The 17,045-nt window shown below is 70.0% G+C and carries 12 protein-coding genes; 6 read left to right on the top strand and 6 right to left on the bottom strand.

Going from position 1 to position 17,045, the window contains the following annotated elements:
• Window positions 1-50 precede the first annotated feature (50 nt).
• Window positions 51-1,208 (bottom strand): PAC2 family protein, encoded by a 1,158-nt coding sequence (locus FHX80_RS02310; protein ID WP_145762567.1) that lies wholly within the window; start codon window positions 1,206-1,208, stop codon window positions 51-53.
• A gap of 257 nt (window positions 1,209-1,465) precedes the next feature.
• Here FHX80_RS02310 and FHX80_RS02305 point away from each other — a divergent pair, with 257 nt between their 5' ends.
• The 5 genes from FHX80_RS02305 to FHX80_RS02285 all read left to right on the top strand — a co-directional run bounded on the left by FHX80_RS02305 (window position 1,466) and on the right by FHX80_RS02285 (window position 7,314).
• A complete protein-coding gene (locus FHX80_RS02305) occupies window positions 1,466-2,803 on the top strand; it encodes an enolase C-terminal domain-like protein (RefSeq protein ID WP_145762566.1) in 1,338 nt (445 codons plus the stop codon).
• Window positions 2,800-3,579: an SDR family NAD(P)-dependent oxidoreductase gene (locus FHX80_RS02300; protein ID WP_145762565.1), complete on the top strand. Its 780-nt coding sequence runs from the start codon at window positions 2,800-2,802 to the stop codon at window positions 3,577-3,579. Before FHX80_RS02305 ends, FHX80_RS02300 begins: the two co-directional genes overlap by 4 nt.
• Before the next feature lie 122 nt (window positions 3,580-3,701).
• Window positions 3,702-4,742 carry a sugar ABC transporter substrate-binding protein gene (locus tag FHX80_RS02295; protein ID WP_145762564.1) on the top strand — a complete coding sequence of 347 codons (1,041 nt, stop codon included), beginning with the start codon at window positions 3,702-3,704 and terminating at the stop codon, window positions 4,740-4,742.
• A gap of 2 nt (window positions 4,743-4,744) precedes the next feature.
• Complete coding sequence (locus FHX80_RS02290; RefSeq protein ID WP_145762563.1) at window positions 4,745-6,265, top strand: sugar ABC transporter ATP-binding protein; 1,521 nt, start codon at window positions 4,745-4,747, stop codon at window positions 6,263-6,265.
• On the top strand, window positions 6,262-7,314 hold the full coding sequence (locus tag FHX80_RS02285; RefSeq protein ID WP_145762562.1) for an ABC transporter permease: 1,053 nt from the start codon (window positions 6,262-6,264) through the stop codon (window positions 7,312-7,314). Before FHX80_RS02290 ends, FHX80_RS02285 begins: the two co-directional genes overlap by 4 nt.
• A 79-nt stretch (window positions 7,315-7,393) precedes the next feature.
• Here FHX80_RS02285 and FHX80_RS02280 read toward each other — a convergent pair whose 3' ends face one another.
• The 5 genes from FHX80_RS02280 to FHX80_RS02260 form a co-directional block, all read right to left on the bottom strand.
• Entirely contained in the window at window positions 7,394-8,065 is a 672-nt protein-coding gene (locus FHX80_RS02280; RefSeq protein ID WP_145762561.1) for a FadR/GntR family transcriptional regulator, read from the bottom strand.
• A gap of 214 nt (window positions 8,066-8,279) precedes the next feature.
• Window positions 8,280-9,893: a glycerol-3-phosphate dehydrogenase/oxidase gene (locus FHX80_RS02275; RefSeq protein ID WP_145762560.1), complete on the bottom strand. Its 1,614-nt coding sequence runs from the start codon at window positions 9,891-9,893 to the stop codon at window positions 8,280-8,282.
• Between the two features lie 5 nt (window positions 9,894-9,898).
• Entirely contained in the window at window positions 9,899-11,440 is a 1,542-nt protein-coding gene (gene glpK, locus FHX80_RS02270; RefSeq protein WP_145762559.1) for a glycerol kinase GlpK, read from the bottom strand.
• A gap of 54 nt (window positions 11,441-11,494) precedes the next feature.
• Window positions 11,495-12,286 carry an MIP/aquaporin family protein gene (locus FHX80_RS02265; protein WP_145762558.1) on the bottom strand — a complete coding sequence of 264 codons (792 nt, stop codon included), beginning with the start codon at window positions 12,284-12,286 and terminating at the stop codon, window positions 11,495-11,497.
• Between the two features lie 239 nt (window positions 12,287-12,525).
• A complete protein-coding gene (locus tag FHX80_RS02260) occupies window positions 12,526-13,290 on the bottom strand; it encodes an IclR family transcriptional regulator (protein WP_244318112.1) in 765 nt (254 codons plus the stop codon).
• A gap of 240 nt (window positions 13,291-13,530) precedes the next feature.
• On the opposite strand from FHX80_RS02260, the gene metH reads away from it, so the two are divergent.
• The gene (gene metH, locus FHX80_RS02255; protein WP_145762556.1) at window positions 13,531-17,043 is read left to right on the top strand and encodes a methionine synthase; all 3,513 of its coding nucleotides are present in this window, start codon (window positions 13,531-13,533) and stop codon (window positions 17,041-17,043) included.
• Window positions 17,044-17,045: the final 2 nt, after the last annotated feature.

Here is a 17,045-nt window from a genome sequence, read left to right as displayed (position 1 = left end):
AACCAGGGAGCCGGACGGGTGTCCACCCGTCCGGCTCCCGGCTGTCCCGATCAGTCCTCCGACGAATTCCCGTCCGGCTCCTCCGGCGGATCCGCAGGGGCACCCTCCGAGGAGTCCTTCGGGGCGTCCTTCGGGGCTTCGCCCGGCGGACGGTGCGGGCCGCCGGTATCGCGGTCCTCCCCGCCCTCGGCCGGTGCCGGGCCCGTCGCGGGACCGGCCGCGGACCCGCCTCCGGACCCGCTCACCGGCCCGGGTCCGGTCTCCGGCCGGTTCGGCTTCGGCGGCCTGGCCCGGCCGCCGGAGGTGTCCCGCAGATACGAGCCGTCGCCGCTCTCCGTCGCGTGTCCGCCCGGTGCGGCGCCCGGACCGGGGTCCCGGCGCCGCAGATAGCGCTCGAACTCCCGGGCGATGGCCTCGCCGCTCGCCTCGGGAAGCTCCGCGGTGTCCCGGGCCTCCTCCAGCGTCTGCACGTACTCGGCCACCTCGCTGTCCTCGGCGGCCAGTTGGTCGACCCCGAGCTGCCAGGCGCGCGCGTCCTCGGCCAGTTCACCCAGGGGGATGCGCAGCCCGATGAGATCCTCCAGCCGGTTCAGCAGTGCCAGGGTGGCCTTGGGGTTGGGCGGCTGCGACACGTAGTGCGGTACCGCCGCCCACAGGCTCACGGCGGGCACGCCCGCGTGGGTGCACGCCTCCTGGAGGATGCCGACGATGCCGGTCGGCCCCTCGTACCTGGTCTCCTCCAGGTCCATGGTCCGCGCCAGGTCCGGATCGGACGTGACGCCGCTGACCGGTACCGGACGGGTGTGCGGGGTGTCGCCGAGCAGCGCACCGAGCACCACGACCATCTCGACGCCCAGTTCATGGGCGAAGCCCAGGATCTCGTTGCAGAACGAGCGCCAGCGCATCGACGGTTCGATGCCCCGGACCAGGACGAGGTCGCGGGGTTTGTCCCCGCCGATGCGGACCACGGAGAGCCGGGTCGTCGGCCAGGTGATCTTGCGCACCCCGCCGTCCAGCCACACCGTCGGGCGGTTGACCTGGAAGTCGTAGTAGTCCTCGGCGTCCAGCGCCGCGAACACCTCGCCCTTCCACTCCCGGTCCAGGTGCGCGACCGCTGTGGAAGCGGCGTCACCTGCGTCGTTCCACCCCTCGAACGCGGCCACCATGACCGGGTCGATCAGCTCGGGAACCCCCTCGAGCTCGATCACCCAGGCCTCCTTCCGAAGTTCCCTTGCGTACGGAACAACCTTACGGCTTCAGGCCACCCTCGCCGCAGCCCCTGCGCAAGGCGGCGCGAACCTGGGCCACGAAGGTGTATCGGCGACCGAATCAGGGCATCAGGTGGGCCATACATCCGAGCTGTGAGCGGTCAATTTCGCCTCAACCCTGGACGTTGGGGCCTTCAGGGCGCTATACATCGGATGACCAGAGCAGAGGTCCGATGTTATTTCCCCTGGGGGCGCGCATGAGTCAGACCGTCACGGATTTCGAGGTTCACGACATCCGTTTTCCGACCTCGGAACAACTGGACGGCTCGGACGCCATGAACCCCGATCCCGACTACTCGGCTGCCTACGTCGTACTGCGTACCGACGCCGCGGACCATGACGCCGGCGGTATCGAGGGACATGGCTTCTGTTTCACCATCGGGCGCGGCAACGAGGTGATGGCGGCCGCCATCCAGGCGCTGCGGCCCTATGTGGTCGGGCGTCCCGTGCCCCGCACCGCGGCCGACCTCGGTGCGCTGTACCGGGACCTCACCCACGATTCACAACTGCGCTGGCTGGGGCCCGAGAAGGGCGTGATGCACATGGCGGCCGGGGCGGTCGTCAACGCCGCCTGGGACCTGGCGGCGAAGCATGCGGGCAGACCCGTCTGGCAGTTCCTGGCCGAGATGACGCCGCAGGAACTCGTCTCCCTCGTCGACTTCCGCTACCTCAGCGACGCCCTCACCCCCGAGGAGGCGCTCGCGATCCTGCAAGCCGCCGAACCGGGCCGGGCCGAGCGGGCCGCGCGGCTGCGCGCCGAGGGATACCCCGCCTACACCACCTCGCCCGGCTGGCTCGGCTACTCCGACGACAAGCTGGTCAGGCTGGCGAAGGAGGCCGTCGCCGACGGCTTCACCCAGATCAAGCTGAAGGTCGGCGGCGACCTCGACGACGACGTCCGCAGGCTCGGGCTCGCCCGTGACGCCGTCGGCGCCGACGTACGGATCGCGGTCGACGCCAACCAGCGCTGGGACGTCGCCGACGCGGTGGAGTGGATGACCGCGCTCGCGCCGTACGACCCGCACTGGATCGAGGAGCCGACCAGCCCCGACGACATCCTCGGCCACGCCGCCGTGCGCGCCGGACAGCCGGTCAAGGTCGCCACCGGCGAACACGTCGCCAACCGGGTCGTGTTCAAGCAGCTGCTCCAGGCCGGCGCGGTCGACTTCGTCCAGATCGACGCCGCCCGGGTCGCGGGCGTCAACGAGAACCTGGCGATCCTGCTGCTCGCCGCCAAGTACGGCGTACCGGTCTGCCCGCACGCGGGCGGCGTCGGCCTGTGCGAGCTGGTGCAGCACCTCTCGATGTTCGACTACGTGGCGGTCTCGGGCACCTGGGAGGACCGGGTGATCGAATACGTCGACCATCTGCACGAACACTTCGTCGACCCCACCGTGATCGACTCGGGCCGCTACCGGACGCCGGTGTCCCCGGGCTTCTCCGCCCGGATGCTCCCCGAGTCGATCGCCGCACACCGCTATCCGGAGGGGCCCGTATGGCAGGCCCGCCGCACCACCGAGGAGGACGGCCGATGACCGGCACACGCGACTTCGACGGGATGAACGCCCTGGTGACGGGCGGTGCCTCCGGTATCGGGGCCGCCGTCGCGACCATGCTCCTGGAGCGCGGGGCCCGCGTGGCCGTCCTCGACCGGGAGACCGCGGGCGCCCCCGAGGGCACCCTCGCCGTCGAGGCGGATGTCACCGACGACGCGGCCGTGCGCGAGGCGGTCGACCGGGCCGCGGCCGAACTGGGCTCCCTGCACACGCTCGTGTCGAACGCGGGCATCGGCTCCATCGGCTCCGTCGAGGACAACGACGACGACGAATGGACCCGGGTCCTGGACATCAACGTCCTCGGCATGGTCCGCACCGCCCGTCACGCCCTGCCGCATCTGCGGCGCGCGGCGGCCGAGCGCCCCGGCGCCGTCTCGATCACCCAGACCTGCTCGATCGCCGCGACCGCCGGGCTGCCGCAACGTGCCCTGTACAGCGCGAGCAAGGGCGCGGTCCTCTCGCTGACCCTCGCCATGGCCGCCGACCACGTCCGCGAGGGCGTCCGCGTCAACTGCGTCAACCCCGGCACCGCGGACACCCCGTGGATCGGCCGGCTGCTCGGTCAGGCCGACGACCCGGCCGCCGAACGCGCGGCCCTCAACGCCCGGCAGCCGCTGGGCCGGCTGGTCTCCGCCGACGAGGTGGCCGCCGCGATCGTCTACCTCGCCAGCCCCGCCGCGGCCTCCGTGACGGGCACCGCACTGGCCGTCGACGGCGGAATGCAGGGCCTGCGCCTGCGCCCCGCCGGCAGCTGACCGGACGGTGTGCGGTCCGACCGGGAACCACCTGGGCTCTACACCTCGCACCACCTGCACCACGCACCCCAGTAATGCCATCAGATCTCCGAGCCGGTACTCCACAAAGGAAACGGGACACCATGAGAGTGCGTACCACGAGTGCGGCAGCCTGCGCCGTACTGCTGGCCGTCACTGCCCTCGCGGGCTGCAACCGCGAATCATCGGACGACGGTGCGGGTGGCGGGAAGGTCGGCATCGACCTGCCGCGCAGCGACAGCGACTTCTGGAACTCCTACCAGAACTACATCCAGAAGGGGGTCAAGGGCGGCGAGGTCAAGGCGCTGCCGCTGACCAACTCGCAGAACGACATCGGCAAGCTGGTCGCCAACGTCCAGACCTTCACCGACCAGGGCGCCAAGGCCGTGGTGATGGCTCCGCAGGACACCGGCGCGATCGCCGAGTCGCTCAACACCCTGAACGAGAAGAAGATCCCGGTCATCAGCGTCGACACCCGCCCCGACAAGGGCAACGTCTACATGGTGGTGCGGGCCGACAACAAGGCGTACGGAACCAACGCCTGCAAGTACCTCGGCGAGCAGCTGAAGGGCAAGGGCAAGGTCGTCGAGTTCCAGGGCGACCTGTCCTCGATCAACGGCCGCGACCGCTCCGAGGCCTTCAAGGCCTGCATGGACCAGGACTTCCCGGACATCAAGGTGTTCGAGCTCGCCACCGACTGGAAGGGCGACGTCGCCTCCGCGAAGCTCCAGTCGACGCTGGCCGCCCACCCCGACATCAACGGCATCTACATGCAGGCCGGCGGTGTCTTCCTGCAGCCGACCCTCGCGCTCCTGGAGCAGAAGAAGCTGCTGAAGCCGGCCGGTTCGCCGGGCCACATCACCATCATCTCCAACGACGGCATCCCGGAGGAGTTCGACGCCATCAAGGCCGGGAAGATCGACGCGACGATCTCCCAGCCCGCCGACCTCTACGCGAAGTACGCGCTGTACTACGCCAAGGCGGCGCTGGACGGGAAGACCTTCAAGGAGGGCCCGACCGACCACGACTCCACCATCATCAAGATCCCGAACGGCTTCGAGGACCAGCTCCCCGCGCCGCTGGTGACCAAGGACAACGTCGACGACCCGAAGCTGTGGGCCAATCAGCTGGAGAAGAAGAGCTAGCCATGGACCAGGCACCACCACCCGCCGTACAGGCGGAAGGCGTTGTCAAACGCTTCGGACCCACCGTCGCGCTCGACGGGGTGCAGCTCACCGTGCAGCCCGGTGAGTCGCACGCCCTCGTCGGCCGCAACGGCGCGGGCAAGTCGACCCTGGTCAGCGTGTTGACCGGACTCCACAAGGCGGACGCGGGCACGGTCACGTTCGGCGGCGAGCCCGCGCCCGCCTTCGGGGACACCACGGCCTGGCAGTCGAAGGTCGCCTGCGTCTACCAGAAGTCCATGGTCGTCCCCGACCTGACCGTCGCCGAGAACCTCTTCCTCAACCGGTTCGACGACAACGCCCGCTGGATCAGCTGGGGGCGGCTGCGCAAGCGCGCGGAGCAGCTCCTCGCCGACTACGGCGTCCAGGTCGACCCGAACACCCGGGCGCGCGATCTCGCGGTCGAGCAGCGGCAGTTCGTCGAGATCGCCCGCGCGCTCTCCTTCGGCGCGCGGCTGATCATCCTCGACGAGCCGACCGCCCAGCTCGACGCCCGGGGCATCGGGCGGCTCTTCGACAAGCTCCGGGAACTGCAGAGCCAGGGGGTCGCGTTCCTCTTCATCTCCCACCATCTGCAGGAGGTGTACGAGCTCTGCACGGCGGTCACCGTCTACCGCGACGCCCGCCATGTGCTGACCGCCCCCGTGGCGGACGTGGCGAAGACGGAGCTGGTGGCGGCGATGACGGGCGAGAAGTCCGGCGGCGCCGTCGCCTGGCACGCCGCAGGCACCGCCACACCGCCCGACGCGTCGGCGGAGCCCGTCCTGCGCACCGAGGGGCTCACCCTGGAGGGCCGGTTCGAACCGCTGGACCTCCAGGTGCGCCCCGGCGAGGTGCTCGGCCTGGCAGGCTCCGCGGCCAGCGGCAACACGGCGCTGGGCGAGGTCCTGGCGGGCATGCGCAAGGCGGGTGGCGGCACCGTCCGGGTGCACGGCGAGGCCGTGCGCTCGGGGAGCGTGCCGCACGCGCTGGCCGCCGGGATCGGCTACATCCCCGAGGACCGGCACGACCAGGGCCTCGTCCTCGGGCGCAGCGTCGCGGAGAACGCCACCCTCACGGTCACCGACCAGCTCGGACCGTGGGGGACCGTACTGCCCTCCCGCACAAGGGAGTTCGCCCGGGGCATGATCGACTCGCTGGACATCAAGACCCAGGGCCCCGAGCAGCCCGTCTCCGGGCTCTCCGGCGGCAATCAGCAGAAGGTGGTGGTCGCCCGCGCACTGGCCCGCGGACCCAGCGTGCTGGTGGCGGTCCGGCCCACGGCGGGTGTGGACGTCAAGTCCAAGGACTCGCTCCTCGGGGTCGTCCGGCGGGTCGCCGACGAGGGCAATGCCGCGGTCGTCGTCTCGGACGAGCTGGACGATCTGCGGGTCTGCGACCGGGTGCTCGCCCTGTTCCACGGGCGAGTGGTCGCCACGTTCGCAAGCGGGTGGACCGACGGGGAACTCGTCGCCGCCATGGAAGGTGTGGGGGAAAGGGAATGACCGGCACGATACGGCCGTCCACGGCCGACGACATCGACGCGGGAGCGAAGGGCGGACTAGGCGGCGACAGCCCGCTGAGCAGGCTCAAGCTGATCCGGTGGAGCGACTTCTCGCTGGTGCCGGTGATCCTGGTGCTGATGGTGATCGGCTTCATCGTCTCGCCGGTCTTCCTCACCTCGGACAACCTGATCAGCGTCGTCCAGCAGTCCTCCGAGCTCAGCCTGCTGGTCCTGGGTCAGGCGCTGATCCTGATCTGCGGGCGGATGGACCTGTCGCTGGAGTCGACGATCGGCATCGCGCCCGTCGTCGCCATGTGGCTGGTGCTGCCCGGGGACGACGGCCGCTTCGCCGGTCTGGGCGTGCTCCCCACCTGGACGGCGATTCCGCTCTGCCTGCTGGTCGGCCTCGTCATCGGTGCGATCAACGGCTTCCTGATGCTGAAGCTGCGGGTCAACGGCTTCATCGCCACGCTCGGCATGCTGACCATGCTGCGCGGACTCCACATCGGCATCACCGAGGGCAAGTCCATCACCGACGTCCCGGAGTCCTTCCGCTACCTGGGCAAGAGTCAGTGGTTCGGGGTGCCGGCCGCGGTCTGGATCTGCCTGGTGCTCTTCGCGATCGGCGGCGCGGCCCTGGCCTGGCTGCGGCACGGACGCTCGCTGTACGCGATCGGCGGCAACCCGGAAGCGGCGCGCGCGGCCGGTATCCGGGTCGACCGGGTCACCTGGATCGTGCTCGCCATCGGCGGTCTGCTGGCGGCCTTCGCCGGCATCCTCTACACCGGCCACTACGGCGCGGTCGCCGCGACGCAGGGCAACGGCTGGATCTTCCAGGTGTTCGCCGCCGCGGTGATCGGCGGTATCAGCCTCAAGGGCGGGCGCGGCACCCTGTTCGGTGCGCTGACCGGCGTACTGACGCTTCAGCTGGTGGTCAACGTGATGACCCTCGGCGGCGTCCCGGCCCTCTGGAACCAGTTCCTCAACGGCGCGATCATCATCGTCGCGCTGGTCATCTCCCGCTTCGCGAGCGGCGAGAAGCAGGACTGAGCGGACGGGGCGCGGAGCCCCGGCCACGGGAAGGGGTGGGCAAAGAAATTCCCTTGCCCACCCCTCCCCGTATGCAGGGCTAGAGCGTCGAGCGCAGCCACTGCTCCACGCTCGCCACATGCACCGTCGACCACGCCCGCGCGGCCTCCGCATCGCGGTCCCGCAGCGCCGACAAGATCGCCCGGTGCTCGTGCAGCGTGCGGCTCACCGCGTCCTCCTGGGTCAGACCGCGCCAGACCCGGGCCCGTGTCGTCGGCCCCGAAAGACCGTCGAGCAGTGAGCAGAGCACCGAGTTGCCTGACGACTGGACGATGCCGCGGTGGAACTCCAGATCACCGGCCACCAGCTCCTCGACCGAGGGGCGGCTGCCCAGGGCGTCCAGCTGGGAGCCCAGCAGATCCAGCTGGTCCTCGGTGATCCGGCTCGCCGCCATCGCGGTCGCGGCCGGCTCCAGGATCCGGCGGACCGCCAGGAACTCCAGCACCGTGTCGTCGCGGTGGAAGTCCACCACGAAGCTCAGCGCCTCCAGCAGCAACTGCGGATCCAGACTGGTGACATACGTGCCGTCGCCCTGGCGCACGTCGAGAATGCGGATCAGCGACAGGGCGCGCACCGCCTCCCGCAGCGAGTTGCGGGACAGACCGAGCTCCGCGGCGAGTTCGCTCTCCTTGGGGAGACGATCGCCGGGCCGTAGCGCACCCGAGACGATCATTCCCTTGATCTTCTCGATGGCCTCGTCAGTGACAGCCATGGGCGACCTCCAGACATCCGATGTATCGCCCCATTATGCGTCCCCGGAGGCGGCCGGTGCGCTCTTCGGGGCAACGGGTGCGACGCCCGCCCCGCTGCCTGGGGTGTTTCGACCGGTTCCGTGTGCCGGAGTCCGAAATCATTCACCGCGGCCGGCCCGCACGGGAAAGGGGTGGTGCCCGTCGACGGACGGACACCACCCCTCTCCCGGTGCGTCAGCTCCTGCGGTCGCCGAGCACGGACTCGACGCCGGCCCGTATCTCGTCCGTGGCCAGACCCCGGATCGTCAGCGTCGTCCGGCGCCGCAGCACGTCGTCCGCCGTCTCGGCCCACTCGTGGTCGCGCGCGTAGGCGACCTGCGCCCAGATCTCCGGCGCCTCCGGGTGGATGCGCTCGGCGAGCGCCGGGTTCTCGTTGGCCAGCCGGGCGATGTCGAACGACAGCGAACCGTAGTGCGTGGCCAGGTGCCGTGCCGTGTCGGCGGACATCCGCGGTCCGGGCGTTCCGCCGTCCACCAGCAGCCGGTGCGCGACCGCGTTCGGGTTGGCGATGCCGGGCAGCGGGAGCTTCTTCGGCAGCCGGGCCATCGGCTCCATGTCCTCGGCCAGCGGGTGCCCGGGGAGCGCGGCCAGCTTGTTCATCACCGTACGGCCGATGTGGCGGAACGTCGTCCACTTGCCGCCCGCCACCGACAGCATCCCGCCGCGGCCCTCCGTCACGACGGTCTCGCGCTTGGCCTTGGAGGTGCTGCCGGGACCGCCCGGCAGCACCCGCAGACCCGCGAAGGAGTACGTGATCAGATCGCGCGACAGCTGCTGGTCCCGGACCGAGAACGCCGCCTCGTCCAGAATCTGCGCGGTGTCCTTCTCGGTGACCGCGACATCCGCCGGATCGCCCTCGTACTCCTCGTCCGTCGTGCCGAGCAGCAGCATGTCCTCCCACGGCAGGGCGAACGTGATCCGGTACTTGTCGATCGGTGTGGCGAGCGCGGCCTTCCACGGGCGGGTGCGCCTGAGCACGAGGTGCGCGCCCTTGGAGAGACGTATCGAGGGCGCCGCGTCCGGGTTCTCCATCTTCCGCAGGTGATCGACCCACGGCCCGGTGGCGTTGAGCACCAGACGGGCGTTGATCCCGAACTCCGTACCGTCCACGGAATCCCGCAGATCGGCACCGGTCACCCGGCCCCTGGTGAAGCGGAGCCCGGTCACGGCGGCGTGGTTGAGAACGGCGGCGCCCGCCTCGACGGCCGCACGGACCGTCATCAGCGCCATCCGCGCGTCGTTCATCTGGTCGTCGCCGTAGACGGCGACGGCCTTCAGGTTGTCCGTACGCAGCTCCGGGACATCGCGCTGCGCCCTCGCCGGACTGATCACATGGCCGACCCCGTCACCGAACGCGGAGAGCGCCGAGTACGCGAACACGCCCGCGCCGAGCTTGGCGGCGCCGTGCGGCCCGCCCTTGTAGACGGGCAGGTAGAAGGTGAGCGGGTTGGCGAGGTGCGGTGCGACCTGACGGGACACCGCGCGCCGCTCGAAGTGGTTCTCCGCCACCAGCTTCACCGCGCCCGTCTGCAGGTAGCGCAGACCGCCGTGGAGCAGCTTCGAGGAGGCCGAGGAGGTGGCGCCGGCGAAGTCGCCGGCGTCCACCAGGGCCACCCGCAGTCCGGACTGCGCGGCGTGCCAGGCGGTGGAGATGCCCAGGATGCCGCCGCCGATCACCAGGAGGTCGTACGTCGCCTTGGAAAGCTGCTCCCGGCTCTCGGCGCGGCTCGGAAGGGAGCCGGAGGCCGGATGCGTCCCGAGGGCGGGGACGCTCTGCAGGGTGGTCATGTTGTCTACTCCTCGTCTTCGATCCAGCCCATGGTCCGTTCAACGGCCTTGAGCCAGCTCTTGTACTCGCGGTCGCGGGTGTCCGCGTCCATGCGGGGGGTCCACTCGGCGGCCCGGCGCCAGTTGGCGCGCAGCGCGTCGGTGTCCGGCCAGAAGCCGACGGCCAGGCCGGCGGCGTAGGCGGCGCCGAGGCAGGTGGTCTCGGCGACCATGGGCCGCACCACGGGTGCGTCCAGGAAGTCGGCGAGCGTCTGCATCAGCAGGTTGTTGGAGGTCATGCCGCCGTCGACCTTGAGCGCGGTCAGCTCGACGCCGGAGTCCTTGGTCATGGCGTCGCTGATCTCACGGGTCTGCCAGGCGGTGGCCTCCAGCACGGCACGGGCGATGTGCGCCTTGGTGACGTAGCGGGTGAGACCGGCGATGACGCCGCGGGCGTCGGGGCGCCAGTACGGGGCGAACAGGCCGGAGAACGCGGGCACGAAGTACGCGCCGCCGTTGTCCTCCACCGACGAGGCCAGGGTCTCGATCTCGGCCGCGGACTGGATCAGGCCCATCTGGTCGCGCATCCACTGCACCAGCGAACCGGTGACGGCGATCGACCCCTCCAGGGCGTACACCGGCTTCTGGTCGCCGATCTGGTATCCGACCGTGGTCAGCAGACCGTTGTACGAGTTGACGGGCGTCTCGCCGGTGTTGAGCAGCATGAAGGTGCCGGTGCCGTACGTGGACTTGGCCTCGCCCTCGGCGAAACACGTCTGGCCGAACAGCGCGGCCTGCTGGTCGCCGAGCGCGGAGGCGACCGGCACACCGTCGAGCACGCCGCCCTTGGCGTGGCCGTACACCTCGGCCGAGGAACGGATCTCGGGCAGCACCGCCGCCGGGATGCCGATGGACGAGAGGATCTTGGGGTCCCATGCCATCTTGCGCAGGTTCATCAGGAGCGTGCGCGAGGCGTTGGTGACGTCGGTGACGTGCACGCCGCCCTCGGTGCCACCGGTCAGGTTCCAGATGATCCAGGAGTCCATGGTGCCGAAGAGGATGTCGCCGCGCTCGGCGCGCTCGCGCAGGCCCTCGACGTTGTCGAGCAGCCAGCGGACCTTGGGCCCGGCGAAGTACGAGGCGAGCGGCAGTCCGGTCTCGCGGCGGAAGCGGTCCTGGCCCACATTGCGGCCGAGTTCCCTGCAGAGCGCGTCGGTGCGGGTGTCCTGCCAGACGAGGGCGTTGTGGACGGGCTCACCGGTGTTCTTGTCCCACATCAGCGTGGTCTCGCGCTGATTGGTGATCCCGATCGCCTTCACATCGGCGGCGGTGATGCCGGCCTTGACGATGGCGGCCGCCACGACCTCCTGGACGTTCTCCCAGATCTCGGCCGCGTCGTGCTCGACCCAGCCCGGCTTCGGGAAGATCTGCTCGTGCTCCTTCTGGTCGACGGAGACGATCCGGCCGTCCTTGTCGAAGACGATGCAGCGGCTGGAGGTGGTGCCCTGGTCGATGGCCGCGATGAACGGCCCGGTTCCGTGGGTGCCGGTGGTGTGTGCGTCGGTCACGGTGTGCTCCGGAGGTCTGTGGGGTCTTGGGGTAACGGCTCTGGGCTCTGTGGCTCAGGCGAAGGCGAGGTTGTAGAGCCCGCCCGCGAGTGCGCCGCCGATGAGGGGTCCGACGACCGGGATCCAGGCGTAGCCCCAGTCGGAGCCGCCCTTGTTCGGCAGCGGAAGCAGCGCGTGCACGATACGCGGGCCGAGGTCGCGGACCGGGTTGATTGCGTAGCCCGTCGGGCCGCCGAGCGAGAGGCCGATACCGACGACGACCAGGGCGGTGATCAGCGCGCCGAGCGTGCCGATGCCGTTGCCGTTGTCGTTGAGGCCCTGGGTGAGGATCGCCAGGACGAGTACGACCGTGGCGATGACCTCGCTGACGACGTTCTGCACGGCGTTGCGGATCTCGGGGCCCGTCGAGAAGATGCCGAGCACCGGTCCGGCCTTGGGGGCCGCCGCCGGGTCGACCATGCCCTCTTCACCCCGATGGGCCTCCAGGACCTCCGGATCTGTCAGATGGGCCCGGAACTGTCCGTAGTACGCCAGCCAGACCAGCACCGCGCCGATCATCGCGCCGAGGAGTTCGGAGGCGAGGTAGAGCGGCACATCGCTCCACTTGGTGCCGCCCTCGATCGCCAGACCGATGGTGACGGCCGGGTTGAGATGGGCACCGGAAACCCCGCCGGCCAGATAAGCGCCGGTCAGGACCGCGAAACCCCACCCGAAGGTGATCGCGAGCCAGCCGGCGTTCCGCGCCTTCGAGTGCTTGAGGGTGACGGCGGCGCAGACGCCGGCGCCGAGCAGGATGAGTACGGCGGTACCGATGGTCTCGCCGATGAAGATGTCGGAGCTGGACACCCGCGACTCCTTTGTCCTTCGTCCAGGAAGCCGAACCCCGGGTCTCTCCGGTGGTCCGCGCCCTCAGGTGAGGGCGTTACCGGCCCTTGACACTGTCACACCCTAACGCTTGCTTCCGTCAGGCGTTCGATAATGCCGACCGGTGAACGGCAGTGTTTCTCCCAGGTGAATGACACGTCAAGGGGTGTGTGGCGCAGAACTCGACTGAGCCCCTCGTCACCGATGATCCCGCACCGGGCTCAGAAGCGCCTGGCGCCCAGATCCCGGGAGACCGCGCGGGCGCAGTCGCGTACCGCCGCGATCAGGTCGGGCCGCAGCTCGCCGTCCGTGCAGACCCGCTCCACCGCGCCGGTCACGGCCACGGCTCCGACCGGCATCCGGCGCCGGTCGTGGATCGGGGCGGCCACCGCGGCCACCCCCTCCCAGGTCTCCTCCATGTCGGCCGCCCAGCCGCGCGCGCGGATCAGTTCAAGCATCGACTCGAACTCCTCCGGAGCGGTGACGGTGTGGGGCGTGAAGGACTGCCGCTCGGCCTCCATGGCCTCCGTGTGCGCCACCGGGTCGTAGGCCGCCAGCACCTTGCCCAGGGCGGTGGAGTGCAGTGGCTGCATGGCCCCGACCTCCAGGACCTGCCGGCTGTCGTCGGGCCGGAAGACGTGATGGACGATGAGGACGCCCTGCTGGTGCAGTACGCCCAGGTGGGTGCTCTCGCCGCTGGAGCGGGCCAGGTCGTCCGTCCAGACCAGGGCGCGGGCCCGCAGTTCGTGGACGTCCAGATAGCTGTTGCCCAGGCGCAGCAGTTCGGCGCCGAGCTGGTAGCGGCCGGAGGCGGCGTCCTGCTCGACGAAGCCCTCGTGCTGGAGCGTGCGCAGGATGCCGTGCGCGGTGCCCTTGGCCAGGCCCAGTGAGGAGGAGATGTCGGACAGTCCCAGTCGCCGTTCGCCGCCCGCCAGCAGCCGCAGCATCGCGGCCGCCCGCTCCAGCGACTGGATGTTCTTGGCCATCGCGCCGTACTCCTCCACCTCGGTTCGACAATGCTGAACACTATCGGTCGATGTCGACCCGTGCTCGACCGCAGTTCAATTCTGCGGTACCCCCAGCGGCCCGGACAGCCCCCTGAACAGCATGCAGTCCGATTCGTGGGACAGAGTGACGGTCCAGGACGCCGCCCGGCTACCCTGGCCTCGTGCGCCTTCCGCCGAAGCCGCAAAGCCGACAGCCGTCGCATCCCAGGGAGTACATCCATGGCCTCGTCGCCGACCCCTTCCGCCGACAGCCGGACCCGAGCCGCAGCCCTCCGCGAGGCGCTCGCCACCCGAGTGGTGGTGGCCGACGGTGCCATGGGCACCATGCTCCAGGCACAGGACCCCACGCTTGAGGACTTCGAGAACCTCGAGGGCTGCAACGAGATCCTGAATCTCACCCGCCCCGACATCGTGCGCTCCGTGCACGAGGAGTACTTCGCGGTCGGTGTGGACTGCGTGGAGACCAACACCTTCGGCGCCAACACCGCGGCGCTGGGTGAGTACGACATCGCCGAGCGGGTCCACGAGCTCTCCGAGTCCGGCGCGCGCATCGCCCGCGAGGTCGCCGACGAGTTCACCGCCTCCACCGGACAGCAGCGCTGGGTACTCGGCTCCATGGGCCCGGGAACGAAGCTGCCGACGCTCGGCCACGCCCCGTACGTGAAGCTCCGCGACGGATTCCAGCAGAACGCCGAGGGGCTGATCACGGGTGGCGCCGACGCGCTCATCGTCGAGACGACCCAGGACCTCCTGCAGACCAAGGCCGGCATCCTGGGTGCGCGGCGCGCGCTGGAGGCCCTGGGCAGCGACCTGCCGCTGCTGGTCTCGCTGGCCTTCGAGACGACCGGGACGATGCTGCTCGGCTCGGAGATCGGCGCCGCCCTGACGGCCCTGGAACCGCTCGGCATCGACATGATCGGCCTGAACTGCTCGACCGGCCCGGCCGAGATGAGCGAGCACCTGCGCTACCTCACCCGCCACTCCCCGATCCCGCTGCTCTGCATGCCCAACGCCGGACTGCCGGTCCTGACCAAGGACGGCGCGCACTTCCCGCTCGGCCCCGAGGGACTCGCCGACGCCCAGGAGACGTTCGTCCAGGAGTACGGGCTCTCGCTGGTCGGCGGCTGCTGCGGTACGACCCCGGAGCACCTGCGCCAGGTCGTCGACCGCGTCCGCGGCTGCACCCTCACCACCCGCGACCCGCGCCCCGAGCCCGGCGCCGCGTCCCTCTACCAGACCGTCCCGTTCCGCCAGGACACCTCGTACCTCGCGATCGGCGAGCGTACGAACGCCAACGGCTCCAAGAAGTTCCGCGAGGCCATGCTCGAAGCCCGCTGGGACGACTGCGTGGAGATGGCCCGCGACCAGATCCGCGAGGGCGCGCACATGCTCGACCTCTGTGTCGACTACGTGGGCCGCGACGGCGCCGCCGACATGGCCGAACTGGCCGGACGGTTCGCCACCGCCTCCACCCTCCCGATCGTGCTCGACTCCACCGAGCTGCCCGTGCTGCAGGCCGGCCTCGAGAAGCTCGGCGGCCGCGCGGTGCTCAACTCGGTCAACTACGAGGACGGCGACGGACCCGAGTCGCGCTTCGCCCAGGTCACCCGGCTCGCCGCCGAGCACGGCGCCGCCCTGATCGCGCTGACCATCGACGAGGAGGGCCAGGCCCGCACCGTCGAGCACAAGGTCGCCATCGCGGAGCGCCTCATCGAGGACCTGACCGGCAACTGGGGCATCAAGGAGTCGGACATCCTGATCGACTGTCTGACGTTCACGATCTGTACCGGTCAGGAGGAGTCACGGGGCGACGGCATCGCCACCATCGGTGCCATCCGTGAGCTGAAGCAGCGCCACCCCGACGTCCAGACCACGCTCGGACTCTCCAACATCTCCTTCGGCCTCAACCCGGCCGCCCGCGTCGTGCTCAACTCCGTCTTCCTCGACGAATGCGTCAAGGCCGGGCTCGACTCGGCCATCGTGCACGCATCCAAGATCCTCCCGATCGCGCGCCTGGAGGAGGAGCAGGTGAAGGTCGCCCTCGACCTCATCCACGACCGCCGCTCCGAGGGCTACGACCCGCTGCAGAAGCTCATGGCGCTCTTCGAGGGCGTCAACATGAAGTCGATGAAGGCGGGCAGGGCCGAGGAACTCCTCGCGCTGCCGCTCGACGAGCGCCTCCAGCGCCGCATCATCGACGGCGAGAAGAACGGCCTGGAGGCCGACCTCGACGAGGCGCTCCGGACCCGCCCGGCCCTCGACATCGTCAACGACACCCTGCTGAAGGGCATGAAGGTCGTCGGTGAACTCTTCGGCTCCGGCCAGATGCAGCTGCCCTTCGTGCTCCAGTCCGCCGAGGTCATGAAGGCCGCGGTGGCCCACCTGGAACCGCACATGGAGAAGTCGGACGCCGAGGGCAAGGGCACCATCGTCCTGGCCACCGTCCGCGGCGACGTCCACGACATCGGCAAGAACCTCGTCGACATCATCCTGTCCAACAACGGCTTCAACGTCGTCAACATCGGCATCAAGCAGCCCGTCTCCGCGATCCTGGACGCCGCCGAGGAACACAAGGCCGACGTCATCGGCATGTCCGGCCTCCTGGTCAAGTCCACCGTGATCATGAAGGAGAACCTCCAGGAGCTGAACCAGCGCAAGCTGGCCGCCGAATACCCGGTGATCCTCGGCGGCGCCGCCCTCACCCGCGCCTACGTCGAGCAGGACCTGCACGAGATCTACGAAGGCGAGGTCCGCTACGCCCGCGACGCCTTCGAGGGGCTGCGCCTGATGGACGCGCTCATCGCGGTCAAGCGCGGCGTCCCGGGCGCCTCCCTCCCCGAGCTCAAGCAGCGCCGCGTGCCCAAGCGCGACACGGCCGTACTGGAGGTCGAGGAGCCCAAGGACGGCGTCCGCTCCGACGTCTCCGTCGACAACCCGGTCCCCACCCCGCCGTTCTGGGGCACCCGGGTCGTCAAGGGCATCCAGCTCAAGGAGTACGCGTCCTGGCTCGACGAGGGAGCCCTCTTCAAGGGCCAGTGGGGCCTCAAGCAGGCCCGCGCCGGTGACGGACCGACGTACGAGGAACTGGCCGAGACCGAGGGCCGTCCGCACCTGCGCGGCTGGCTCGACAAGCTGCACACCGAGAACCTGCTGGAAGCCGCCGTCGTCTACGGCTACTTCCCCTGCGTCTCCAAGGGCGACGACCTGATCCTGCTCCACGAGGACGGCTCGGAGCGCACCCGCTTCACCTTCCCGCGCCAGCGCCGCGGCCGCCGCCTGTGCCTCGCCGACTTCTTCCGCCCGGAGGATTCCGGCGAGACGGACGTGATCGGCCTCCAGGTCGTCACCGTCGGCTCGAAGATCGGCGGCGAGACGGCCAAACTCTTCGAGGCCAACGCCTACCGGGACTACCTGGAGCTGCACGGGCTCTCCGTCCAGCTGGCCGAGGCGCTCGCCGAGTACTGGCACGCCCGGGTCCGCTCGGAGCTGGGCTTCGCGGGTGAGGACCCGGCCGATGTCGAGGACATGTTCGCGCTGAAGTACCGGGGCGCGCGCTTCTCCCTCGGCTACGGCGCCTGCCCGGACCTGGAGGACCGGGCGAAGATCGCCGACCTGCTCCAGCCCGAGCGGATCGGCGTGCACCTCTCCGAGGAGTTCCAGCTCCACCCCGAGCAATCCACCGACGCGATCGTCATCCACCACCCGGAGGCGAAGTACTTCAACGCGCGGTAAGA

The sequence above is a fragment of the Streptomyces brevispora genome (assembly GCF_007829885.1).
Lineage (GTDB): Bacteria > Actinomycetota > Actinomycetes > Streptomycetales > Streptomycetaceae > Streptomyces > Streptomyces brevispora.
This window is presented reverse-complemented; position numbering and strand designations above follow the sequence as displayed.